21 protein-coding genes are annotated in these 22,490 nt (G+C 44.5%); 9 read left to right on the top strand and 12 right to left on the bottom strand.

Annotated features, from left to right (window positions below; all coding sequences use genetic code 11):
• Positions 1-10: 10 nt before the first annotated feature.
• The 3 genes from ABDV94_RS12185 to ABDV94_RS12175 form a co-directional block, all read right to left on the bottom strand.
• A complete protein-coding gene (locus ABDV94_RS12185; protein ID WP_343747463.1) occupies positions 11-196 on the bottom strand; it encodes a hypothetical protein in 186 nt (61 codons plus the stop codon).
• Between the two features lie 254 nt (positions 197-450).
• Entirely contained in the window at positions 451-3,282 is a 2,832-nt protein-coding gene (gene gcvP, locus ABDV94_RS12180; protein WP_343747462.1) for an aminomethyl-transferring glycine dehydrogenase, read from the bottom strand.
• 191 nt (positions 3,283-3,473) lie between these two features.
• The gene (locus tag ABDV94_RS12175; RefSeq protein ID WP_343747461.1) at positions 3,474-3,731 is read right to left on the bottom strand and encodes a hypothetical protein; all 258 of its coding nucleotides are present in this window, start codon (positions 3,729-3,731) and stop codon (positions 3,474-3,476) included.
• A 94-nt stretch (positions 3,732-3,825) separates the two neighbouring features.
• On the opposite strand from ABDV94_RS12175, the gene ABDV94_RS12170 reads away from it, so the two are divergent.
• The 4 genes from ABDV94_RS12170 to ABDV94_RS12155 all read left to right on the top strand — a co-directional run bounded on the left by ABDV94_RS12170 (position 3,826) and on the right by ABDV94_RS12155 (position 8,597).
• Entirely contained in the window at positions 3,826-4,956 is a 1,131-nt protein-coding gene (locus ABDV94_RS12170; RefSeq protein WP_343747460.1) for a methionine aminotransferase, read from the top strand.
• Positions 4,944-5,735, top strand: a complete 792-nt coding sequence (locus ABDV94_RS12165; protein ID WP_343747459.1) for an amidohydrolase — start codon at positions 4,944-4,946, stop codon at positions 5,733-5,735. Before ABDV94_RS12170 ends, ABDV94_RS12165 begins: the two co-directional genes overlap by 13 nt.
• Before the next feature lie 179 nt (positions 5,736-5,914).
• Positions 5,915-7,663 carry a T9SS type A sorting domain-containing protein gene (locus tag ABDV94_RS12160; protein WP_343747458.1) on the top strand — a complete coding sequence of 583 codons (1,749 nt, stop codon included), beginning with the start codon at positions 5,915-5,917 and terminating at the stop codon, positions 7,661-7,663.
• A 529-nt stretch (positions 7,664-8,192) separates the two neighbouring features.
• Positions 8,193-8,597 (top strand): YqaA family protein, encoded by a 405-nt coding sequence (locus ABDV94_RS12155; RefSeq protein WP_343747457.1) that lies wholly within the window; start codon positions 8,193-8,195, stop codon positions 8,595-8,597.
• Positions 8,598-8,612: 15 nt separating this feature from the next.
• Here ABDV94_RS12155 and ABDV94_RS12150 read toward each other — a convergent pair whose 3' ends face one another.
• Both ABDV94_RS12150 and ABDV94_RS12145 read right to left on the bottom strand, forming a co-directional pair.
• Positions 8,613-9,713: a thioredoxin family protein gene (locus ABDV94_RS12150; protein WP_343747456.1), complete on the bottom strand. Its 1,101-nt coding sequence runs from the start codon at positions 9,711-9,713 to the stop codon at positions 8,613-8,615.
• Between the two features lie 5 nt (positions 9,714-9,718).
• Positions 9,719-10,873: a 1-deoxy-D-xylulose-5-phosphate reductoisomerase gene (locus ABDV94_RS12145; RefSeq protein WP_343747455.1), complete on the bottom strand. Its 1,155-nt coding sequence runs from the start codon at positions 10,871-10,873 to the stop codon at positions 9,719-9,721.
• A 35-nt stretch (positions 10,874-10,908) separates the two neighbouring features.
• On the opposite strand from ABDV94_RS12145, the gene ABDV94_RS12140 reads away from it, so the two are divergent.
• The 3 genes from ABDV94_RS12140 to ABDV94_RS12130 all read left to right on the top strand — a co-directional run bounded on the left by ABDV94_RS12140 (position 10,909) and on the right by ABDV94_RS12130 (position 12,891).
• On the top strand, positions 10,909-11,376 hold the full coding sequence (locus tag ABDV94_RS12140; protein WP_343747454.1) for a DUF6495 family protein: 468 nt from the start codon (positions 10,909-10,911) through the stop codon (positions 11,374-11,376).
• 152 nt (positions 11,377-11,528) lie between these two features.
• The gene (locus ABDV94_RS12135) at positions 11,529-11,930 is read left to right on the top strand and encodes a hypothetical protein (RefSeq protein ID WP_343747453.1); all 402 of its coding nucleotides are present in this window, start codon (positions 11,529-11,531) and stop codon (positions 11,928-11,930) included.
• A 346-nt stretch (positions 11,931-12,276) separates the two neighbouring features.
• Positions 12,277-12,891 carry a suppressor of fused domain protein gene (locus ABDV94_RS12130; RefSeq protein ID WP_343747452.1) on the top strand — a complete coding sequence of 205 codons (615 nt, stop codon included), beginning with the start codon at positions 12,277-12,279 and terminating at the stop codon, positions 12,889-12,891.
• Between the two features lie 191 nt (positions 12,892-13,082).
• On the opposite strand, the gene ABDV94_RS12125 is transcribed toward ABDV94_RS12130, so the two are convergent.
• The 5 genes from ABDV94_RS12125 to kynU form a co-directional block, all read right to left on the bottom strand.
• Entirely contained in the window at positions 13,083-13,442 is a 360-nt protein-coding gene (locus ABDV94_RS12125; RefSeq protein ID WP_343747451.1) for an ArsC/Spx/MgsR family protein, read from the bottom strand.
• Positions 13,443-13,465: 23 nt separating this feature from the next.
• Entirely contained in the window at positions 13,466-14,383 is a 918-nt protein-coding gene (locus ABDV94_RS12120) for a hypothetical protein (RefSeq protein WP_343747450.1), read from the bottom strand.
• Between the two features lie 38 nt (positions 14,384-14,421).
• Positions 14,422-15,759 carry an NAD(P)/FAD-dependent oxidoreductase gene (locus ABDV94_RS12115; RefSeq protein ID WP_343747449.1) on the bottom strand — a complete coding sequence of 446 codons (1,338 nt, stop codon included), beginning with the start codon at positions 15,757-15,759 and terminating at the stop codon, positions 14,422-14,424.
• Positions 15,760-15,804: 45 nt separating this feature from the next.
• Positions 15,805-16,188, bottom strand: coding sequence for a GxxExxY protein (locus tag ABDV94_RS12110; protein WP_343747448.1), 384 nt, complete (start codon positions 16,186-16,188; stop codon positions 15,805-15,807).
• 133 nt (positions 16,189-16,321) lie between these two features.
• Positions 16,322-17,605, bottom strand: coding sequence for a kynureninase (gene kynU / locus ABDV94_RS12105; protein ID WP_343747447.1), 1,284 nt, complete (start codon positions 17,603-17,605; stop codon positions 16,322-16,324).
• Positions 17,606-18,209: 604 nt separating this feature from the next.
• Between kynU and hemL the strand changes: the two genes are divergently transcribed.
• Entirely contained in the window at positions 18,210-19,517 is a 1,308-nt protein-coding gene (gene hemL, locus ABDV94_RS12100) for a glutamate-1-semialdehyde 2,1-aminomutase (protein WP_343747446.1), read from the top strand.
• 103 nt (positions 19,518-19,620) lie between these two features.
• Positions 19,621-20,184, top strand: a complete 564-nt coding sequence (locus ABDV94_RS12095) for a tetratricopeptide repeat protein (RefSeq protein WP_343747445.1) — start codon at positions 19,621-19,623, stop codon at positions 20,182-20,184.
• Between the two features lie 61 nt (positions 20,185-20,245).
• On the opposite strand, the gene ABDV94_RS12090 is transcribed toward ABDV94_RS12095, so the two are convergent.
• Both ABDV94_RS12090 and metF read right to left on the bottom strand, forming a co-directional pair.
• Entirely contained in the window at positions 20,246-20,791 is a 546-nt protein-coding gene (locus ABDV94_RS12090; protein WP_343747444.1) for a hypothetical protein, read from the bottom strand.
• A gap of 2 nt (positions 20,792-20,793) precedes the next feature.
• Positions 20,794-21,744, bottom strand: coding sequence for a methylenetetrahydrofolate reductase [NAD(P)H] (gene metF / locus ABDV94_RS12085; protein WP_343747443.1), 951 nt, complete (start codon positions 21,742-21,744; stop codon positions 20,794-20,796).
• Between the last annotated feature and the right edge of the window lie 746 nt (positions 21,745-22,490).

Here is a 22,490-nt window from a genome sequence, read left to right as displayed (position 1 = left end):
CATTCACGTTTTAATTACTAATTGTGCCACATAGCGCAGATGCACCAAATAGCTCTGATGGGTACAAATGAAAATCTTCTATTTCTTTTAAAGCCCCCGGAACGCGATCGGCTTTGCGTACCAACAGGTCATTGATCTGACTCTGCGCGAATACCAGCGGGCAATGCTCCCGCGCCATTTTTTCGTCGTCTATCATTAAGATTTTCATCAATGGAGGTAAAATGGAGACGACAAAAGTACAAAAATCCCCCCTGAATACCGAGAGTTCTCAGTTCAGGGTAGGGTTTTAACAGTTATTCATCTGAAACTAACTTCTTGTGGTTTTATCACATACTGAATGCGGTGAATTGCATGTCCCTGCCCGCATCGCCGGGATATACCGGGAATAAAAAATCCGCTGACCAATTGATCAGCGGATTTCGCTATGCTGTTTACTAATTTTTCCGTCTATTATGCCTCTACGTGCATGTAGCTTTCTACGCTCGGACAAGAACACACCAGGTTTCTGTCTCCGTAAGCGTTGTCTACACGACGAACCGGAACCCAGTATTTCCACTCTTTCAGATAAGCAACCGGGTAAGCTGCTTCCTGCGGAGAGTAAGGGTAATTCCAGTCTTTGTTGATGATACAGTCTGCTGTATGCGGAGCGTTTTTCAACAAGTTGTTTTCTCTGTCGGCATGACCGTTTTCGATTTCTCTGATCTCCGAACGGATTTTGATCATCGCTTCGATGAAACGATCCAGTTCTTCTTTGTCTTCCGATTCGGTAGGCTCCACCATCAAGGTTCCCGCAACCGGGAAAGAAACGGTTGGTGCGTGGAATCCGAAGTCGATCAAACGCTTCGCCATATCCGCTACCTCTACATCTGCCGTTTTCTTGAAATCACGACAATCCAGGATCATTTCGTGCGCAACAGTTCCGTTTTTACCGGTGTACAATACGTCGTAGTGACCTTTCAGTTTTGCTGCAATGTAGTTTGCATTCAGGATCGCTGCTTCCGTAGAGTTACGCAGTCCTTCAGCTCCCAGCATTTTGATGTATCCGTAAGAGATCAGCAAGATCAATGCACTTCCGTAAGGTGCTGCTGAAACCGCGTGGATTGGTGTGGAACCTCCAGCAGCCACCACCGGGTTGCTCGGCAAGAATGGCGCTAAGTGCGCAGCCACTCCGATTGGTCCCATTCCAGGTCCTCCACCTCCGTGAGGAATTGCAAATGTTTTGTGTAAGTTCAAGTGACAAACGTCAGCACCGATATTTCCCGGATTGGTTAATCCGACCTGTGCGTTCATGTTTGCACCGTCCATGTATACTTGTCCTCCGTTTTCGTGGATGATTGACGTAATTTCGCGGATTCCTTCTTCGTACACTCCGTGAGTAGACGGGTAAGTCACCATCAAACCTGCCAGTTCGTTTCCGATCTGGTTGGCAACCGTTCTCAATTCGTCGATGTTGATGTTTCCGTTTTCATCACAACCGGTAACCACCACTTCCATTCCTGCCATAACCGCAGAAGCCGGGTTGGTTCCGTGTGCAGAAGAAGGGATGATCATTTTGGTACGCTGCTTGTCACCGCGGCTTTCGTGGTATGCTTTGATTACCATCAAACCGGCATATTCTCCCTGTGCTCCGGAGTTTGGTTGCAAAGACATTGCTGCAAATCCGGTAGATTCACACAAATCTTTTTCCAACTGGCGGAACATCGCGTGGTAACCTGCTGCCTGCTCAACCGGAGCAAACGGGTGCATATTCGCAAACTGAGGATTCGTAATCGGAATCAGCTCGGAAGCCGCATTCAGTTTCATCGTACAAGACCCCAGCGGAATCATGGAGTGAACCAATGAAAGGTCTTTGTTCTCCAAACGCTTCAGGTAGCGCATCATTTTGGATTCCGAATGGTGCTTGTTGAACGTCGGATGTGTAAATACTGCATCCGTTCTCAAATTCGCATCAGCAATTGCTGCTTTTTGGTCGTTTACCGAAGCCCCGAAAATGCTCAAAATCGTTGCAACATCTTCTTTCGTGTGAGGCTCACCGAAACTGATTGTCAGTTCAGAAGCATTGATGATGCGGAAATTCATTCCTTTTGCTTCAGCTGCCGCTTTGATTGCTGCAGTGTCTACTCCTTTCACCCAAATGGTGTCGAAGAAAGACTCAGAACCCAATTGAATTCCTGCTGCTTTCAATCCTGCTGCTGTTGCAGATGCCAATCCGTTTACGCGTTCTGCAATTTCTTTCATTCCTGCAGGACCGTGGTAAACGGCATACATGGAAGCCATAACAGCCAGCAAAGCCTGAGCCGTACAAATATTGGAAGTTGCTTTATCTCGTTTAATGTGTTGCTCGCGTGTCTGCAATGCCATACGCAACGCCAGGTTGTCGTCTGCATCCTTGGAAACCCCGATGATACGTCCCGGCATCGTACGCTTGTATTCGTCTTTTGCAGCGAAGAATGCTGCGTGAGGACCACCATAACCCATCGGAACACCGAAGCGCTGGGAAGAACCGAATACCACATCAGCTCCCAAAGATCCCGGAGATTTCAACAGAACCAACGAAAGGATATCCGCTGCAACCGCAGTTTTCAACCCGTTATTGCGAGAAATGAATCCTGCAACGTCGGTAATGTTTCCGTGTGCATCCGGGTATTGAATGATCGCTCCGAAGAACGTTCCGTCATTCGTGAAGGTTGTTTCGTCTCCTTCAACCAATTCGATTCCCAGGTTCAGGGCACGACCCAAAACCACCTCTTTGGTTTGAGGGAATGCATTTTTGGAAATGAAAAACTTGTTCACCCCGTCTTTTGTTTCCTGGCGTGAACGCGAATTCCAGAACATGATCATTGCTTCGGAAGCAGCTGTTCCTTCATCCAGCAAAGATGCATTCGCAATCTCCATTCCCGTCAGTTCCATCACCATGGTCTGGAAATTCAATAACGCTTCCAAACGACCTTGTGAAATCTCCGCCTGGTATGGCGTGTAAGCCGTATACCATCCCGGATTCTCCAACACGTTACGCAAAATCACAGAAGGGACGATTGTCTCGTTGTACCCCAATCCGATGAATGATTTGTAAACTTTATTCTGAGCACCCAGCGCAGTGATGTGTTGCAAATATTCCTGCTCACTCAAAGCAGCGTCAATCTTCAACTCTCCGGATAAACGGATGTGTGAAGGAATGGTTTTATCTACTAATTCTTGAATTGATTGAACTCCGATTGCAGCCAGCATTTCAGATTTCTCAGCTGAATCAGGTCCGATGTGACGGGATGAAAATGCACTCATAAAATTCTCCTAAATTTTTTGAAACTCACCACTACCGGTAAGCTGCTGCAAAGATAGCGAATTTTAATCGCTTGTTATTTCGATTTAGTGGGAATATTTGTTAAGCCCGAAAAGAAGGTTCCGTTAAGAATTCAAGAATCGAATCAGACCTGAATATTCCTCTGAATTTCAAGGCGCAGGAAAGGAGAGAATCACTTGCAGGTTGCCTTTCTTTTCAGCATTTCCGGACCACCCATTTTTTCAAACTCCTTGCAGGTTGTCTTCTTTTCTTTGATCAGTGCTTTGACCTCTTTTTCATCAGCAGCAGTCGGACCCTTGTGTCGAAGTTGTTCGTATTTATTTGTCAGCTTATCGCTCACCCGGATGCAGTCGCAGATCGTGTCTTCACCACCGCAAGAGAACAAAGCCAGTGATAATAAACCGAAAAAGAAGAAATGTGTTGATTTCATGCGTTCATTTTTATGAATTCCTGTTAAATATGTCCGTAACAAGACCGCATATATAAAGGAATGCTTTTCTTTGTTATTGAAACAAATGTAACCCATGCAGACAAAACTTCCAAAGGTAGGCACCACCATCTTTACAACGATGAGCCAGATGGCAAATGAATATCAGGCCATTAATCTTTCTCAGGGTTTTCCGAATTTTCCGATCGACCCGGCATTGGAGGAACTCCTGGCAAAAAACAGTAAGGAGAACGTGCATCAGTATGCGCCGATGGCCGGACTGCCTGTTTTGCTGGAAGGCATTGCCGCGATGATTCAACAGGTTTATCAGCGTTCGCTGCATCCGGCTTCGGAGATTTTGGTAACGGCAGGCGCTACACAGGGAATTTTTGCTGCGCTCCAGGCATTGGTTCACCCGGGAGAAGAAGTGGTGATCCTGGATCCGGCATACGATTGTTACGATCCGGCGGTACACCTGGCGGGCGGAATAGCGATTCACATTCCTCTACGGGAAGATTTCACGATCGACTGGCGGGAACTACGCCAAACGGTGAATCAGAAAACACGGGTTTTGATCATCAACAACCCGCACAATCCTTCGGGAAAAATGATGGATCAGGCCGATTTCGATGCATTGGTACAGGTCATGATCGATCATCCGAACCTGATCCTGATCTCGGATGAGGTCTATGAATTCATCACCTTTGAGAAAAAACACTTCTCAGCACATCACCACGACGTGCTGCGAAACCGAAGCGTGATCGTTTCCTCCTTCGGGAAAACCTTCCACCTTACGGGATGGAAGGTCGGCTACCTGGTTGCCCCGGAAGCCATTATGAAAGAAATCAAAAAAGTACACCAGTTTTTGGTGTTCTCCGTAAACAGCGTGGCGCAAAAAACCCTCGCCGACTATATTTCCACAACGGACGTTACCTCTCTGGGAACCTTTTACCAGGACAAGCGCGACCGGTTTCGGGAACTCATGACAGGGAGTAAATTCGAATTCCTGCCAAGTGAAGGAACCTATTTCCAGACCGTACGTTACAACGCCATTTCTACCCTGCCGGATGTTCAGTTTTGTGAATGGCTGGTGAAAGAAATCGGAGTGGCAGCCATTCCGCTTTCCGTTTTTTACGACGATTTGTGTGATTACCACACCATCCGCTTTTGTTTTGCGAAAACGGATGATACCTTAATTCAAGCAGCTGAAAGATTATGCAGGATTTAAAAATAACCCTTGTTCAAACGTACCAGGTCTGGGAAGACAAAGAAGCCAACCTGGAAAATTACGAACGCTTGCTGAGCGGTGTTTCCGAAACGGATCTGATCCTGCTTCCGGAAATGTTCCACACCGGATTTTCTATGAACGTAGGGGCGTTGGCTGAAAAACCGGAAAACAGTCCGGGGATTGACTGGTTGAAAAAACAAGCGGCAGAAAAGCAGGCCGCTTTTTATACTTCCTTAATAATAGAAGAAAACGGCAGGTACTATAACCGCGGTATTTTTGCAGAACCAAACGGAAAGATCAGTATCTACGACAAGCGAAAACTATTCGGGATGGCAGATGAATCCATCCACTACACACCGGGAACCAAAGAAACCATTGTAGAATACCTCGGGTGGAGAATCAACCTGCAAATCTGCTACGACCTGCGTTTCCCGGAAAATATCCGCAACGGCGAGATTGGCGGTAAACCCGCATACGACTTACTCTTGTATGTTGCAAACTGGCCACAGCGTAGAATTGCACATTGGTCGGCATTACTTCCTGCGCGAGCCATCGAAAACCAATGTTATGTTGCTGGAGTGAACCGGATCGGTACGGATTACCTCGGGTTGGATTACAACGGTCAAAGCAAATTAATCACGCTTTTGGGCGAAGAAGTTTCCAACCTTTCAGATTCTGAAAGCGTCAATACAGTGAGTATAAGTTATTCTGAAATGAAGGATTTACGTGAGAAATTACCGTTTTTGAGGGACAGTAACTACCGTTCATTGAATAATTAATACCGTTTAATAAATAAATTGGCCATTTATACGGTCAATTAACTTATATTTAAAACTTCGTAAATTAAAGAAACATGAAAAAACAGATTACGCTTTTAGCTTCTGCTTTGTTTGTTGCTGGGATTTCTTCAGCTCAGGTAAGTAAGAGCTTAGAAAAAGTTAACAAAAAACCAATGAAAATGACAGCCTCAAAAACGGCTGTAACTGACAACGGTACAGAAAAGGCTGGTGGTGCCATTATCTGGCAGTCTGACTTCTCTGACAGTGCTACCTGGACAAGAGGTAACGTAGGAGCAGGAGTTCAGGGAAGCTGGAAATTCGGAGCTTACCCGTCCAACTTCACAAACTACCTTGGATCAGCAACAACAGGTATGACAACACCAATGGCGTACTTTGACGGTATCCAATACTTGTTGGCAGGACCAGTTGGTGTTCAGAACGCTTACTTGTGTACTCCAACAATCGACTTGTCTGCTTCAGGAATTATCTCTGTAAGCTTTACACAAGTTTACCGTCGTTTCAACCACGATGCATTATATGTAGAAGTAAGTACAGATAACGGTGCTACCTGGACTATTTCAAAACAAGTAAACACTGCAGCTGTAGGGAACGGACCAACTTTGAAAAATACATTGACAACTGATATCTTCATCGGAAACGGTGTCACTCAAGGGAAAATCCGTGTACGTTGGGAGTCTTTGACTGCTGATGACGATTACGGTAGTGGATACGGTTGGGCTATCGACAACTTCAAAGTTGTTGAAGGTTACAAAAACAACCTGAAATTGGTAGACGTATATTCTGCTTACGGAAACCAGGCGTTGTCTGCAACAAAAATTCCTCAGGCTCAAACAGCTGGTGCAGGAAAAATCTCTTTTGGAGCTGAAATCGAAAACGTTGGTTCTGAAATCCAGCCTACAAGCTTCAAATTAACTGCTGGTACATACAACCAGACAAGTGCTCAGGCTGATATCGCTCCATTCGTAACAGATTCTTTGGCGATCGATTTCACTAACGGATACACAATCCCTACAACTGTTGGAACTTACAACTTCAAATACGAAGCATTGTCTGACAGTGTTCTGGATTTCGTTTCTGACGATTCATTGACTTCTCCGTTCGCAGTTACAAACAGCATCTTCGCTGTTGATGCTTACAACGGAACTTCTGCTTCTTTGTCTGGAAGCTTCAACGGATGGGCTTCTCAAACAGGTGATGCTCAAATCGGAACATTGTACGAAATCTTCAGCACAGATGTTGTTGGTGCAGTTCAGGTTGGTATCGGAAGCGTAAGTTCTTCTCAACAAGCAACTTACATCGGTCGTTTGGTATATGCTACTATCTACCAATACAACTCAAGCACACAGGCATTTGACTACATCGACAGATCAGAAGAGCACGAAATCGTTGCTGCTGACTTCGCTAACCTGGTTAAATGTTACTTCCCTAACTTGCCACAGTTGACAGCTGGAAACCTTTACCTGGTTACTGCTGGTACTTACCAAGGATTTGAAGTTCCAATCGCATTCGCTGGTAAAATCGCTGCTGGTAACACTATGGGTTACAACGGTGGAACATCTCCTGTAAGCCTGGCTTCTGATGGTAACACAGTTGAAGCTCCAGTAGTTCGTTTGGACTTTACAGATTACACAGGATTGTCTGAATTGACTTCTGCAACTGACGTTTCAGTATTCCCTAACCCATTTGTTGGTTCAACTGAAATCAAGTTCACGTTGAAAGCTGATGCTCAAGTTTCAGTAGTAATTACTGACGTTGCTGGTCGTACAGTAGCTACAGTACCTGCTTCCAGAATGAACGCTGGTCAGCAATCAATTTCTATCGATGGTTCTAACTTCCAATCAGGAGTTTACAACTACACGTTGAAAGTTGGTAACGAGACTACAACAAAACGTATCATTAAGAAATAATTCTTGATCCGATATATGGAAATGGGGGCTTCGGTCCCCATTTTTCGTTTTAGGTCATCTACAAAATGTAAGAGCCCGCAGATTTCCGCGGAGGAATCATAAAATCTATTTGTTCTATGTGCCTATGTGGTTTCTTTTGCACGCAGTACCGATAGTCACAGGTATCCGCGTAAGCTAAGTCGAACGATTCCACAAAACCGATACTAAATCACCACAATACTCCTTCAGAATAAATTTTATACCCTGGCGATTCCATTTATCGCTATGTGTTCTATATTTCTATGTGGTTTATTTACTTATTTCCCGCAGAGAACGCAGATGCAGAGTATCCTTTTCTAATAGCGGTTCAAACAATGAATCTTTGTGTCCTTGCGCCCCTCGCTGTAGCTATAGCGTAAGCGTTTCGCCTTTACGGTTTCATTCATGGGTTGTGGTGGTATCCACCGATAGCCATTCGTATCTACGCAAGCTTAAAAGAAATGACCTAAATTCGAATACATATCGTAGCTTTACCTATTTGTAATACGGAATGGAATTATTCGGGCTTTTCATCAGCAGTTTCCTGGCATCTACGATTCTGCCTCTTCCTTCCGAAGCAGCCCTGCTTTTGATTCTGAACAATGGGAATCATTCTCCCTGGATCATTCTCCTGGTTGCAACAGTGGGCAACTGCCTGGGCGGAAGTACGAATTATTTCCTCGGGCTCTTTGTCCGAAAGCGGTGGATTAAAAAAACAAGTCCGAAAGCACAACGCATTGCATCCAAATATGGCCCGAATGCAGCCCTGTTCTCCTGGCTTCCGATTATCGGAGACCCGATTATGATCGCACTGGGGATTTACCAGTCACGCATTCTTCCTACCTTCCTGTTGATGATTGCCGGGAAGTTCTTGCGCTACTTGATCGTGGTTCTGAGTTTTTTGTACCTGAAATAGATTCCTTATCCTGACCTACAAATTTTCCAGTTCTTTCGAACGTTTCAACCATTTTTCCGCCTTTTTGGGCTTCCCGGTTTTCAGATATAACTGACCAAGTGTATCGCAATTCCAATCGTCTTCTTCCAGTTTGATGGCTCGTTTGGCCCAGTCGATTGCTTCTTTCAATAATTCCGGGTCTTTTTCTCTCACCGAACGCTCCCAGGAGTACACACTCAGGATGTACGCATCATTCCAGTCTTTCAAATAGCGGCTCGTCAATTCATTTAATTTCACCCAGTTTCCGACATTCATATAAAAATCGAGTTCCGATGCCTTTCTGTATTCCTGGCGTTCAGGGGCATACGTATCGACCAGGGCCAGGAACTTCTTCAGTTCTTCTTCCGACCTGGAACGGATCAGAAAACGGTTTGCAATATCAAAACAGGAGGTTTTCAGATTTTCGATCGTATCGTGTTCAAATTTATCCGTATTCGCCAGCACGTAGCGCATCAGTTTTGCATCAAACGACGTGCAGCCGGCATAGAAAAAAGACTGGTTTTCTGCCGAGAGCCATTCCGACTCCGGGATCGATTCGAAATAAGCTTCGATATAAGGTCTTCCCTTTAAATCCTTGGTTATCGCCGCAAAACGGGTCAGTTTTTTGAGTAAGGCCGGGTCGCGGTCTCCATCCTGGAAACGTTTTTCCAACAAGAAATAACGGTTGTTTTCATCCTGAACCAGTTCGATCGTGTTTAAAAAGAATTCAACCGTGTTCGTTCCCACCGTGCGATGCACAATGTCGCCGGTAGAATCAACCCAGAGCAAGGTCGGGAATGCATTTATCTTAAATGCTTTGGCTAATTCGGGGCCTTCTCCCTTCTCTGTGTCCAGTTTGAAATTGATAAACAACTCATTGTAACGGTTTCCGAGCGTAGTGTCCGTGAAGATTCGTTTCGCCAAATCCTTGCAGGGAACACACCAGGTGGTGTAGCAATCGATAAAAATCAGTTTGTTCTCCTTTTTTGCCCGCTGCTTGATTTCAGCAAAAGGCACATGCTCCTCAAATTGGATTTGAGCATGTAAGGGGAACGAATAAAAGAATAGTAAAACAGTGAAGAATAGTGATTTTTTCATGAGATCTAAATTTTGAGCAGGCCTACCAGCTTCCTGGAATGTGCATCTACATGGATATAATCCTCTAAATTCGGATTCGGTACAAAAGGTGCTTCTTCCATAATCTGCTCATTGATACGTGCAATATCGGAAAAACGGATCTTCTCTTCCAAAAATAACTGAACTGCCACTTCGTTTGCCGCATTCAGGGCGCACGCTTTTGTTCCTCCGGCATGCATGGCATCGTATGCCAGTTGCAGGTTTCTAAATACCTCTTTATCCGGCTGTTCAAAGGTGAGTTGCGGATAATCCAGGAAATTGAACCGCGGGAAGTTTGTTTTCAGGCGATCCGGATACGTCAATGCAAACTGGATCGGCAATTTCATATCCGGAAGTCCCATCTGGGCTTTCATGCTTCCGTCTTCAAACTGAACCAGTGAGTGCACGATAGACTGCGGATGCACGATCACATCGATCTGCTCTGCTTTCAGTCCAAAAAGCCATTTTGCTTCGATGACTTCCAATCCTTTGTTCATCATCGTTGCCGAATCAATGGTGATTTTGGCTCCCATCGACCAATTCGGGTGTTTCAATGCCTGAGCGCGGGTTACGGTTTCCAGCGCGTCGGCTTTCCATCCTCTGAACGGTCCTCCGGATGCAGTGAGGTAAATCTTTTCAATCGGATTGTGGAATTCTCCTACCAGGCATTGAAAAATAGCAGAGTGTTCCGAATCTACCGGGTAGATATTGACTCCTTTTGCACGTGCTCTTTCCGTAACCAATTCTCCGGCCACCACGAGCGTTTCCTTATTCGCCAGGGCAATGTCTTTTCCAGCTTCGATTGCCGCAAGCGTAGGTTTCAAACCTGCATATCCAACCAGAGCCGTCAAAACGACCTGCACTTCATGGAATTCAACAACCTGACAAAGTGCCTGCGCTCCGGCATATACGTGAATGTCTTCAGAAAAAAGAGCGTCTTTTACTTCCTCGTATTTTTCTTCGTCTCCGATAACCACTGCATTCGGCTGAAACAGTTTTGCCTGTTCGATCAGCAGCTTCGCATTTGACTGCGCAGTGATGACTTGTAAGTCAAATTGTTCCGGATAAGCCTGGATCACTTCCAGCGCCTGAGTCCCAACCGAACCGGTAGAACCGAGAATTGCAACACCTTTTTTCTGCATTTGACAAAAATAAGCGTTTTGCATAGATTTGCAGTATGAAGTACCGCATCTTATCTGACGAAGAATTACAGCACCTGGAAGGCGATCTGAAAGCGTTTTTGATCATCAACGGAGTGCATGCCGAAGAATGGGAAAAACTCAACCGGGAAGAACCGCAAAAAGCGCTTTCCCTCGTAGAACTTTTCTCCGACCAGGTATTTCAGACGATCTATGAGAAAGTGCAGTACCTGGAGCACCGCACTCCGGCTTCCTGCCTGGTTTTTCATTTCATGGAAAACGAACAGGAACTGATTGCTATTCAAAAAAATCCGGACGCCGGAGTGGATCTTTCCAGCACGGAAGGAATTCATAATGCATTGGCTCAGCACTTGAACCAACTTTCCATTTTCACCAGTAAACGTGCTTATAACCAGGAGCGCGAACAGGAAATTCACCAACTGATCGAACAAGGTGCGATTCTCTCAAGCGAAGAATTTTGGAAGTCCTTGCGGGAAATTGTGTGAGTTCAACTAACTTGCTAGGAAAGCATAAGTAAATTGCACAGTCAAATGGGGTAAATACTCACTCAAAATTTGTCGGAATACAATCTCAGAAAAAACTATTTGGTACTCTTACCAGAAAGCTTAGTTTTACCCAGGCACCTGCTTGATGTGTTATGAAGATTCGGTTCACTTACGTATTATTAGGAGTACTGCTACTGGCATTATCCGCTTGTTCAAACTCCGGCCCCGACAGCCGGCTGGTGAAAAAGTGGACTCTGGTAAAAGTGGACGGATACGGACCTGACAAAGACAAAATACTCGGCATCAACACCATTTATTTTGACCTGAAAGAGGACGAGACATTTAAGGGGCGTTGGTACGACCAAAACAACATGACGGATTTCATTGATCTCGAAGGAAAATGGCTAAGCACCCAATACGACGACAAGATTGATTTATTTTTATTCTACGGCCCCAACCAAAAGAAGTCCATCATTTTCAACATCTCCAAGGTGGAAGGAAATGATATGACGATGCGCATTTCTGAAATAGATTATTTCTTTAAGGCGAAATGAACATATAAACCAATAACCGTAAAGGGAGCCATTAGGCTCCCTTTCCTATTTTAGGATGTATTTGAGCGCAAAGGATTGTTAGAAGCCGTTCGCGGGAGTACTTTTCTACATCTCCCGCTGATTTCTCCGATTCATTCGTGTTTCTGCTCTAATTCGCCAAGGCGAATCGCAATTCGGTCTTTTCGCCACGGCGAACTACGCTTTCTCCCTCATTGCTTTCGCACTAACGTTTGTCGCAATTCAGTCTTTTCGCCGTAGCGAACTACGCTTTCTCCCTCATTGCTTTCGCACTAACGTTTGTCGCAATTCAGTCTTCAAAAGCTACGCTTTTTCTTATATTTGCGGGATGGAGTTGACGAAACTATTTGAGCAGCGATTTGGGTCACATCGTGTGAAAGAAATTACCAATCCGCTTCACCCGGATCAGCCACTCCTGCTTTTGTTCCTCGAACTGGACGTTCCCGTGACAGTGCTCATGACCGCTTCTCTTTCCGATTACCGGATGCCTGTTCTCGAAAAATGGGTCGGGAGAGAGTTTAACGAAATCTTCTTCTGTCTTCCTGCTTACTGGGATTTTGACGATTTGCAGAATCCGAATTTTTCCTGGATTTACACCTGGATTTACAAGCTGGAGCGTTTTGTCAGAGACCGGAATACCTGGTATGGCCCCGGACACACCATTCCTACCGCCAACCCGGAAGTTCCTATTTCCGATTTGATGCAGCAGGAGTATTTCATCTTCCTGGATCCTATGTTACTTGAACGGGAACTTGCACCGATAAGCATGCAGGATAAAACCGTGTATTTCCTGAGCATCGTTCCTATTTTCGGAGACGAGCTGGATTTCAAAATGGGAAAAGGCACACAGAAATTTGTGCGGAAACTGATTCAGCGAAACATTGATGAAAAACTGGATGATTACCGGAAATCTGCTTTAAGCAGCCGATTGCGCTTTTTTTAGATTTGGAAATACTTCACACCTTTGCGGTTAATAGAATAGTTTTTTTACCGCGAAGAAGCGGAGAGCGCAAAGTTTTAAAACACTCTTCTTCATAAGAAAAATACCTACGACTTATGAATAACTCTTTAATCCTGATTCGACTAAATTCAAACCAATAACTATCAGTTGCACAACCGGAATTTCCGGAATCCTTAGTTTAATTGTGCGAAAAACGCTTGTGCAGCTTCTACTTCCTTCTTGGCATTTCCAATCCAAACATGATCGTCATAGATCACAAACGGACGTTTTAGGAAGGTGTATTCTTCCAGCATGTATTTGCGGTAATCTGCTTCTGTAAGACTCATTTCATGCAATCCCATAGAGCGGAATTTCATGGCACGTTTTGAAAACAATCCTTCGTAGGAACCTACTTTTTCCTTCACCCAATCGAGTGTTGTCGCATCGATATTGGTTTGTTTGATGTCGATCATTTCCACATCGGATGGCAGGTTCAGGGCCTTCATAATTTTCTGACAGGTGTCACAAGAACTCAAGTAGTAAAATCTTCTCATCGTAAAATCAGCTTAAATAACCGTTATCTGTTTTGCATGTATTCGTCGTTACGCTTGCGGTCTTCCGGCGTTCCGGTATTACATCCGTTGGATTTTTTGGTAAAGTGGTGAATCCAGCGAACTTGTAATTGGATCGGCCAGTAATTGCTGGAGAACCATTGAACGGTCGGACGCGCTTTATTCGGTTCGTAGATTCCGAAAGCCGGAACGAGGAATCCGAACGTGAGGTAATCCCCTCTGCGGATTGTGCGTGTGAATCCTAAATGCAGGTGGAACTGAGCCATGAAATCCTGCTGAAATTTCACCGGGGCAATCGTTTCCACATACGGAACTTTCGGTGCAGGAAGTGCATTGAACAAGAAGTTGAATCCAAATCCGGTTTCCAGGTGCCAGCCTTCCGCAATTTTGGTAAAACGATCAACCGTTACCCGCGCAGTCAAATATCCGTTGTAGAATGAACCGGTTCTTTCATCAAAAGAGGAAACTCCTGACGGATCAACCATTTCAAAACGAGTGTGTTCACTTCCGCCGATGTAGTTAAATCCCAATCCCCAATCAAGGCGGTGGAAGAGGTTCGACCCAATCCACTTCACTTCTCCTTTTTCGCCACGGCTTTTATACCATGCCGCCAGCAATTTGGAAGATTTCAGACGGTAATGTGCCGCTCCGATTTCAATGAATCCTCCGGGTCTGCTGATCGGATCAATCGTTGTGGTAACCGGTCTTCCGCTTGCATCCACACCGGAATATTCCGTCACATGCGGATTGGTCAGGGTTACATTCGGTCCGAAAGAAATTTGTATCCCGTCCTTGGTCAGTTGACGATAATCACGCGCACCTCCGAAGAAATCCTTCCGGCTTTTCCCGTTGAACTTTCGCGATTTCTGCCCAAAAGAGAACCCTGTCAGCAGCACCAGGACAATACAGATAACAAATCTCATATGTAGTTTTTTATAAATATCCGAAGTTTTCAGTTTGGTTACGAAATCAATTCCAACATTTTATCCATAACGAATGGTTCATCCCATTGTTCATGGATGTTTTCCAGCTTCAAAATTTCCTGCATCAGGGCATCTTGTTTTTTCCCGTTTTTCAACGCATCGCTGTAACGCGTGTTGCTAAACGTAACCTGGGAATAAAGCGGTGTCCACTTATCAGGGTGCAATCGGGAAAATTTCGCTTCGATTTTCTTCTGCAATAAAAATTCCGGATCAGCCGTTTTATCGCGCATTTCAATGTAGTTATCCAGTGCAAGATCCAGGATCGCATTTGCATCCGGAACGCGTTGCGCCGAGAAGTCTTTCAACAGGGTATCCCATTTGCCATTGCTCTGATCATACATTTCGTTGAACACCGTACAATCTTCAAATCCGCAGTTCATTCCCTGTCCGTAGAACGGAACGATGGCGTGGGCGGCATCCCCGAGCAATACAATTTTATCCTGGTAGTTCCACGGTTCACAACGCACCATAATCAGGGAGCTGGTCGGATTCGCGAAATAATCATCCAGCAACGTCGGCATCATCTGCACGGCATCCGGGAACGTCAAATCGAAAAATGCTGCTACCTGCTCCCGTGTTTTGAGTGTTGCAAACGATGTTTCTCCTTCCATCGGGAAGAATAACGTACAGGTAAAGCTTCCGTCAAGGTTTGCCAGCGCAATCATCATGAATTCACCACGAGGCCAGATATGCAAGCAGTTTTTATCCAGTTTGTGAGACCCGTCTTCATTTGCAGGAATCACCAATTCTTTGTAGCCGTGATCGAGGTATTTCTGCGAATAATCAAAGGTCATGGATTTTTGCATGCGCATGCGCACTGCAGAATAGGCTCCGTCTGTCGCAAAAATGCGGTCTGCCTGAAATTCTTCTTTTTGTTTGGTTTGCGCATTCTGAAAAGAAAGGGTGTTGCTTTCGAGATTTACATCCAAACATTTGCGGTCGAAGAAGTACTCAATGTTCGGGTAATTATCCGCCAGGTTCATCAATTTCTGGTTCAATCCTCCCCGCGAAACCGAATAAATTGCTTCGTTATTTACGCCATACGGCTGATAAGTCAGCGTGCCGTCCAATGCGTGCATACAACGGTTATACATCGGGATGGCAATGTTGCGGATATCCGCTGCAATTCCGGCAATCTCCAGGGCTTTCCACCCACGATCCGAAAGTGCCAGGTTAATCGACTTTCCACCTACCAATGCTGCTTTCCGCAAATCGGGCCGGCGTTCAAACACTGAAACATTGTATCCTTTTTGTGCAAGTAAAATGGCTTGTAAACTTCCCACCAAACCTGCTCCTACTACTGCAATTTTTTCCATCTTATTTTAGTCTTACCACGAAGGCGCAAGGGCGCAAAGATGAATTCATTCCAGACTTCCATTTGCAACCCTTTTGAATCCGGTCTTAAACAGCTCTGAATTGAAGTTAATCAATAAACCTAACTTGCAATCCGTCAATTTTAAATATGTCAGTACCTGTGCTTTAAAAACTCCGGCAAGTTCATTAACTGCCTTTACTTCCACAACTACTTTGTTATTAATTATTATGTCCAGTCGATAACCTACATCCAGCTGAACTCCTTCATAATATAATGGTAGTGATTTTTGTCTCACAACATCTATATCATATTGTTCCAGTTCATACACCAAGCAGGCCTCGTATGCCGATTCCAATAATCCTGGGCCAAGTGATCGGTGCACTTTTAACCCACATTTAAAGACAATTTCTGCAATTTCATTTTCAGTCATTTGAATAGTTATTTAACGTTAGTTCTATTTAATTTAAGAAAAAACATCAAATATTACCAGTGAAAATCAATCACTTTCATCTGGAAACTATCCCGTCGCGTCTTTGTGCCTTTGCGGTTAAATTATCATTTTTCTAACTCTCTATAATTGCTTCCTCCAAATACTTCCCGAGGAAATACACGTCTTCGAATGAGTTGTATAACGGAACCGGTGCTACACGGATCACGTTCGGTTCTCTCCAGTCGGCTACGACTCCTTTTTCAGAGATTGTATCGAATAGTTGTTTTCCTTTTCCGTGAACCAGGATCGACAACTGAGCGCCTCTGCGTTTCGGTTCTTTCGGTGTGATGATCTCGAAGCGGCATTTCTCCGCGTATTTTTCCGAAAGACCGTCCAAAATGAATTCCAGGTATCCGGTCAGTACGTCGCTTTTTGCTTTCAGACGCTCCATCCCAACTTCATCGAAGATTTCCAGTGAAGCCCAGTGCGCAGCCATTCCCAAAACAGGTGCATTACTCAACTGCCAGCCTTCTGCCCCTTCCATCGGAACGAATCCCGGCTCCATCTGGAAACGCGTGCTTTTATCGTAGCCCCACCATCCTGCAAAACGTGGCAGTGATGCATTTTTTGCATGTCTCTCGTGCACAAACATTCCGGACACGCCACCCGGACTTGAGTTCAGGTATTTATATGAACACCACGCTGCGAAATCCACTCCCCAATCGTGCAGTTTTACCGGGATATTCCCCGCAGCATGCGCCAGGTCAAAACCAACCATCGCTCCGGCTTCTTTTCCCGCTTTTGTGATTGCTTCCATATCGAGCAATTGCCCGGTATAATAGTTCACTCCGCCAAACATCACCAACGCAAGAGAATCTCCCAATTCCTGGATTTTCGCAAGAATATCTTCGTCTCTTAACGTGTGCTCTCCTTCGCGCGGACTCATTCCTACCAAATCCGTTTCCGGGTTCAGTCCGTGAAAACGAACCTGTGATTCCAATGCATACAAATCGCTTGGAAATGCTTTCGCTTCGCACAAAATTTTGGTTCTCGTTCCTTTCGGTTGGTAAAATGAAACCATCAATAAGTGCAGGTTTGTCGTCAATGAGTGAGTCACCACCACTTCTTTTGGCAATGCACCGACAATTTTTGCGGAAGCATCTGTCAGGAACTCATGGTATTTGTACCACGGATTGGTTCCCAGAAAGTGCCCTTCTACACCCCATTTTGCCCAATCGTCCAATTCCAGATTCACTTTTTCCCGAACCGTTTTCGGTTGTAAGCCCAATGAGTTTCCTGTGAAATATCTCACCGGATTTTTGGTGAATGTTGGAAAAAGAAAGCGGTCTCGGTATGATTTTAATGGGTCTGCCGCATCCATTTGAGCCGCAAACTCAGGGGTAAATTCGTATTTCATCTGACAAATTGATTGTTCTGTGAGGAACTCTTAAAAATTATGCATCAAATATAAGAAAAAGCGTAGCTTTTGAAGACTGAATTGCGACAAACGTTAGTGCGAAAGCAATGAGGGAAAAGCGTAGTTCGCCTCGGCGAAAAGACTGAATTGCGATTCGCCGCCGCGAATTAGTGCAGCAGCAAGAACGAGCAACTATTCGTATGTCGCTTTTGGTTTTTCCATTTTGTGAATTTTAGATCGATTCAATGATCTTCACGTTTGAATTACATTTAGGATTTCAATAGCGGTTATAGCCAATCGCCATATGGCGATATGGCAATTTCACTTTTCAAAAGGCAGATAAATAGTTGGATTCAGTAGCTACATCAACTCTTTTTCAGGTGATGGATGTGAAATTTTAAACAAATAGGCCAATCCTGAGACTCCAAGCATTCTCTCTCTGATTCGCCATTTGGCAAATGGGCGAATTTGCAAACAGGGATTTGAACCGGACAATTTCTTTTTATTGAACGTTCTGATCTCCGATGACATAAATTCCACCCGCCTTTCCATTGCCCCTGCAATTCGAATTCGTACTTTTGCACCAAATCAAAATTCGTCGTCTATGGCAGCAAATACACTCAAAAGATCAACTTCCGAAGCACTTTACGAAACAGCGAAAAACTATTTCCCCGGCGGAGTAAATTCTCCGGTAAGAGCATTCAAATCTGTTGAGGGTTCCCCCTTGTTCATCAAAAAAGGGAACGGGGCATTTATCTGGGACGAAGACGACAATGAGTTTATTGATTTCTGCGGAAGCTGGGGACCGCTTATTTTGGGACACAACCACCCGAAAGTATACGAAGGAATCGTAGCGGCGCTTGGAAACGGTGCAAGCTTCGGCGCTCCAACCCGGCTGGAAAATGAATTGGCCGAGCTGATTCTTTCCAAAAATCCGTTTATTGATAAAATCCGCTTCACAAGCTCCGGCACGGAAGCCGTGATGTCGGCAATCCGACTGGCGCGCGGATATACCAACCGAAACAAAATCGTGAAGTTTGAAGGCTGCTACCACGGCCACAGTGATTCGCTGCTGGTAAAAGCGGGATCCGGACTCGTGACATTCGGAAATACTTCCAGTGCCGGTGTTCCGGAAGCTTTTGCAAACGAAACATTGGTTTTGCCCTTGAATGATTCTGAAGCACTGCAAAGTTGTTTCGAGCAATTCGGAAAGGAAATTGCCTGTGTGATCATTGAGCCGATTCCGGCAAATAACGGATTATTGCTCCAGGAACTGAGCTTCCTGAAAGAATTGCGTGAAACGTGTACAAAATACGGTGCTTTGTTGTTCTTCGACGAAGTAATCTCCGGATTCCGCGTGGCATTTTCGGGTGCTGCAGAATTGTATGGAATCGCACCGGATTTGGTTACCTACGGAAAGATTATCGGAGGCGGTTTGCCGGTTGGAGCTTACGGTGCGAAAAAAGAAATCATGAGCTGCGTTGCACCCGACGGGCCGGTTTACCAGGCAGGAACTTTGTCGGGAAACCCGGTGGCAATGGCGGCAGGACTGGCACAATTGACCGAACTGAGTAAACCCGGTTTTTACGAAGACCAGGAACGCAGAACCAAATTATTCACCGATACCATTAACAATCACGCAAAAGCGAAACAATACGCATTCGAACTGGTAACTATCGGTTCTATTTTCTGGATTTCATTCGACAATTCCAAACACATCCGTGCGGCGGAAGAGATCAACCCGGATATGACCCATTTCAAGAACCTGCACCGTGCACTGCTCGAAGAAGGTGTTTACATGGGACCAAGCGGATACGAGGTCGGGTTTATTTCCAATGCGCATACAGATGAGTTGCTGGCAAAAGCTGCACAGCTGTTTATCAATGCGTTGGATCGAATCATGCAAAATTAAGAATTGACAATGGAGAATTGAAAAGTATTTCTATCCTGCTTATGCCTTTTCAATTTTACCTTCTCCATTTTCAATTATTTCAATTAGTTCGTATCTTTCTATCATGAGATCAGTAATAGCGTTCGTGCCTCCGGGAAGTTATTTTTACTTCCGCATCGACTCCCTCTATTACCTGTTCCAGCTCCTGGAAGTTAATGAGAACCAGATATTGGTCGAGCGCTTTTGGTCGAGCACGAATGTTCCGTCGATGGAAAAATTACATCAGTTCGACATCAAAAGTGCCTGCTCAGAACTGGAGGAAGAAGAACACGATTTTGAGGTGATCGGAAGAAAAGAAATTACGGAGACCCAACTGAAGGAAATTGCCCAATTCTTACGAATCAAAGCGGGAAAAAGTGCCCGGGAAGTCGAATTTCTAAGCTTGAAAAAAGAAGCTTTGGAGGCTTTCAAACAGGAAAAATATGAAGAGGCTGTCCGCTTGTTTTCGCTGGCAGCACCTTATTCCAAATACGATATGGAGATTTATGAAAAGCGCGGTTTGTGTTATCTGAAACTGGCTCAATACTCCAATGCCCTGGCAGATTTCGATTATTACCTGATCCACGATCCGGGAAATGAACTGATCCAGGGAGCAATGAACCTGGCAAAACAAAAATTAACTAATTGAAAATGTATCATGGAGAATTGAAAAGTTAAAAAGTGCTTTTCAATTCTCACTTTTCAATTCATTAAACCCAGTCCTTCAAGACTTTCTTTGCCAGTTTTTTGCGCAGTTTTCTCAACACTTTATCCCGTGAGTTGATTCCTCCAATTTTCAGCAAATCCGTGTAAACCAGTTTTCCATCGCGGTAGAAATGAAACTCAAAAGTTACCGAAACGATATCGTCTTTATAGATCGGGAACAGGTTATCTGCCGCCAGGTCTTCTGCCAGCGTCATGTTTCCGGAAGACGGCTTGAAACGGTTGTCGAACCCGCGTACGGAAACCAGCATCATTGTGTTGATTCCTTTAGCGGCAAGTATTTGTGCTACCGAATCCGTCATCAAAACCTGCGGATCACCACCGGCTTTCAACACATTCAGCGAAACCATGTTTTTGATCTTCACCCCGGAAAGCACGTCAGAAACGGCAATTTCCAGCGAAAACTGATCGGCTTGCTTATCCAGGTGACTCACAACCAGCGCATTTCTCAACTTTAACGGAGGAAACTTCGTTTGTCCGAAACCGATCAGACAAATACCCAAAAACAGGAAACTCAACAGTGATTTTTTCATAATTAAAATATTTTTTCAGCTATGGTTTTTACGCTTTCGGAAGTAGACATCGTGTAATAGTGAATTCCGGGCACTTTTGCTTTTTTCAGCTCCTGCGACTGATGAATTCCCCATGCTACACCTACTTCAAATACGTCTTTATTGTTTTTGCATTTCAGCAAATCCTTGCTCAATTCTTCCGGAAAATCAATGTGGAAGACCTTCGGCAGGAAGGAAATATGGTTCAGGGTCGTAATCGGTTTCAATCCCGGAATAATCGGAACGGTGATCCCGATGGCTCTGCAGGCATCCACAAAATCAAAATATTTCTGATTGTTGAAGAACATCTGTGTCACAATGTATTCAGCACCGGCATCTACTTTTGCTTTCAGGAAATGCAGGTCTGTACTCAGGTTCATTGCTTCGAAATGCTTTTCAGGGTAACCTGCCGCACCGATGCAGAAATCTGTCGGAGCCAGTTTGATGTCATCCACCAGGTAGCGTCCCTGGTTCATATCGGTAATCTGATTAATCAATTCGACTGCGTATTTGTGCCCTTCCGGATCCGGTTTGAATGTTGATTCTGTTTTGATCGAATCACCCCGCAACGCAAGCACATTGTCAATTCCAAGGAACTGCAAGTCAATGAGTGCATTTTCGGTTTCTTCCCGGGAGAATCCCCCGCAGATCAAATGCGGTACTGCATCTACATGGTATTTGTTCATAATCGCCGCACAAATTCCTACTGTTCCGGGTCTTTTGCGGATGGCGATTTTTTCGAGTAATCCCTTTTCGCGTTCCTTATAGATGAATTCTTCGCGGTGGTAGGTGACATTGATATACTTCGGGTTGAATTCCATCAGTGGGTCAATTCCGTCGTAAATAGATTGAATATTCGCTCCTTTCAGCGGAGGTAGAATTTCAAAGGAAAATAGCGTGTCTTTCGCCGTGTTTAAATGATCGATAACTTTCATGCCTTCAGAGAGGATATATTATAAATTGGAATCAAAGATAACACCAAATCTTATGTTGCATGCCTTTTTCAGCAGGTGTTCTCCTAAAATATCCCGGATATTTTCCGAATCGGATGAAAACTTCCGCTTTGATTAAAAGAATAGAGAACGTTCAAAAGGATAAAAAAGTTTAGAGGGTCCAAAATAGATTTCAGTGAACAACTCGCCGGTTGAACCTTTTCAATTGTTGAACACTTTGAGCCGGTTTCACAGCGGGTAACTCTTCAAATCACCCAAATTCCGGCACCTATTGTTCCAATAAAAACGCCTGTTTCGCAAATAATGTTAAAAAGAACTTCGTTATGAAACAAAATCAAAAAGTGTCCGTTATCTTTGTATACGCTAATATCAAAAGCACTTAAAATACTTTGGTACGTTATTTGCTAATGATTTAGAGGTTAGTTTTCATAAGTAGTAGTAGTTTAGGTTGGAACAAGAGAGGAGCGCCCGCTTCTCTCTTGTTGTTTTTAGAACCTTTTGTTTTGGATGATTACTCTCCGTCAATTGAAAAATCCCCTTATTGTATTTCCCCAACAACAATTTTATAAATTTATAACCCCAATAGCTATCGGGATGTAGAATGTCCGGTTTTACTGGTGTTCCAGACCGCTATACCAGCCAATCTTCCTGGCTGCTCTCACCCCCGGCTCGTTAAAAGACGTTAATTCCCGCTTCACTGCGTACCAAAACACACAATTTCCCGTTAA

The sequence above is a fragment of the Fluviicola sp. genome, assembly GCF_039596355.1.
Lineage (GTDB): Bacteria > Bacteroidota > Bacteroidia > Flavobacteriales_D > Crocinitomicaceae > Fluviicola.
Note: the sequence above shows the minus strand (reverse complement) of the source record. Positions and strands in the feature narration are given on the sequence as shown.

Excerpts from the sequence above, each read along its gene's own strand:
- ABDV94_RS12185 (WP_343747463.1), bottom strand. The coding sequence starts at position 196 with ATGATAGACGACGAAAAAATGGCGCGGGAGCATTGCCCGCTGGTATTC.
- gcvP (WP_343747462.1), bottom strand. The coding sequence starts at position 3,282 with ATGAGTGCATTTTCATCCCGTCACATCGGACCTGATTCAGCTGAGAAA.
- ABDV94_RS12175 (WP_343747461.1), bottom strand. The coding sequence starts at position 3,731 with ATGAAATCAACACATTTCTTCTTTTTCGGTTTATTATCACTGGCTTTG.
- ABDV94_RS12170 (WP_343747460.1), top strand. The coding sequence starts at position 3,826 with ATGCAGACAAAACTTCCAAAGGTAGGCACCACCATCTTTACAACGATG.
- ABDV94_RS12165 (WP_343747459.1), top strand. The coding sequence starts at position 4,944 with ATGCAGGATTTAAAAATAACCCTTGTTCAAACGTACCAGGTCTGGGAA.
- ABDV94_RS12160 (WP_343747458.1), top strand. The coding sequence starts at position 5,915 with ATGACAGCCTCAAAAACGGCTGTAACTGACAACGGTACAGAAAAGGCT.
- ABDV94_RS12155 (WP_343747457.1), top strand. The coding sequence starts at position 8,193 with ATGGAATTATTCGGGCTTTTCATCAGCAGTTTCCTGGCATCTACGATT.
- ABDV94_RS12150 (WP_343747456.1), bottom strand. The coding sequence starts at position 9,713 with ATGAAAAAATCACTATTCTTCACTGTTTTACTATTCTTTTATTCGTTC.
- ABDV94_RS12145 (WP_343747455.1), bottom strand. The coding sequence starts at position 10,873 with ATGCAGAAAAAAGGTGTTGCAATTCTCGGTTCTACCGGTTCGGTTGGG.
- ABDV94_RS12140 (WP_343747454.1), top strand. The coding sequence starts at position 10,909 with ATGAAGTACCGCATCTTATCTGACGAAGAATTACAGCACCTGGAAGGC.
- ABDV94_RS12135 (WP_343747453.1), top strand. The coding sequence starts at position 11,529 with ATGAAGATTCGGTTCACTTACGTATTATTAGGAGTACTGCTACTGGCA.
- ABDV94_RS12130 (WP_343747452.1), top strand. The coding sequence starts at position 12,277 with ATGGAGTTGACGAAACTATTTGAGCAGCGATTTGGGTCACATCGTGTG.
- ABDV94_RS12125 (WP_343747451.1), bottom strand. The coding sequence starts at position 13,442 with ATGAGAAGATTTTACTACTTGAGTTCTTGTGACACCTGTCAGAAAATT.
- ABDV94_RS12120 (WP_343747450.1), bottom strand. The coding sequence starts at position 14,383 with ATGAGATTTGTTATCTGTATTGTCCTGGTGCTGCTGACAGGGTTCTCT.
- ABDV94_RS12115 (WP_343747449.1), bottom strand. The coding sequence starts at position 15,759 with ATGGAAAAAATTGCAGTAGTAGGAGCAGGTTTGGTGGGAAGTTTACAA.
- ABDV94_RS12110 (WP_343747448.1), bottom strand. The coding sequence starts at position 16,188 with ATGACTGAAAATGAAATTGCAGAAATTGTCTTTAAATGTGGGTTAAAA.
- kynU (WP_343747447.1), bottom strand. The coding sequence starts at position 17,605 with ATGAAATACGAATTTACCCCTGAGTTTGCGGCTCAAATGGATGCGGCA.
- hemL (WP_343747446.1), top strand. The coding sequence starts at position 18,210 with ATGGCAGCAAATACACTCAAAAGATCAACTTCCGAAGCACTTTACGAA.
- ABDV94_RS12095 (WP_343747445.1), top strand. The coding sequence starts at position 19,621 with ATGAGATCAGTAATAGCGTTCGTGCCTCCGGGAAGTTATTTTTACTTC.
- ABDV94_RS12090 (WP_343747444.1), bottom strand. The coding sequence starts at position 20,791 with ATGAAAAAATCACTGTTGAGTTTCCTGTTTTTGGGTATTTGTCTGATC.
- metF (WP_343747443.1), bottom strand. The coding sequence starts at position 21,744 with ATGAAAGTTATCGATCATTTAAACACGGCGAAAGACACGCTATTTTCC.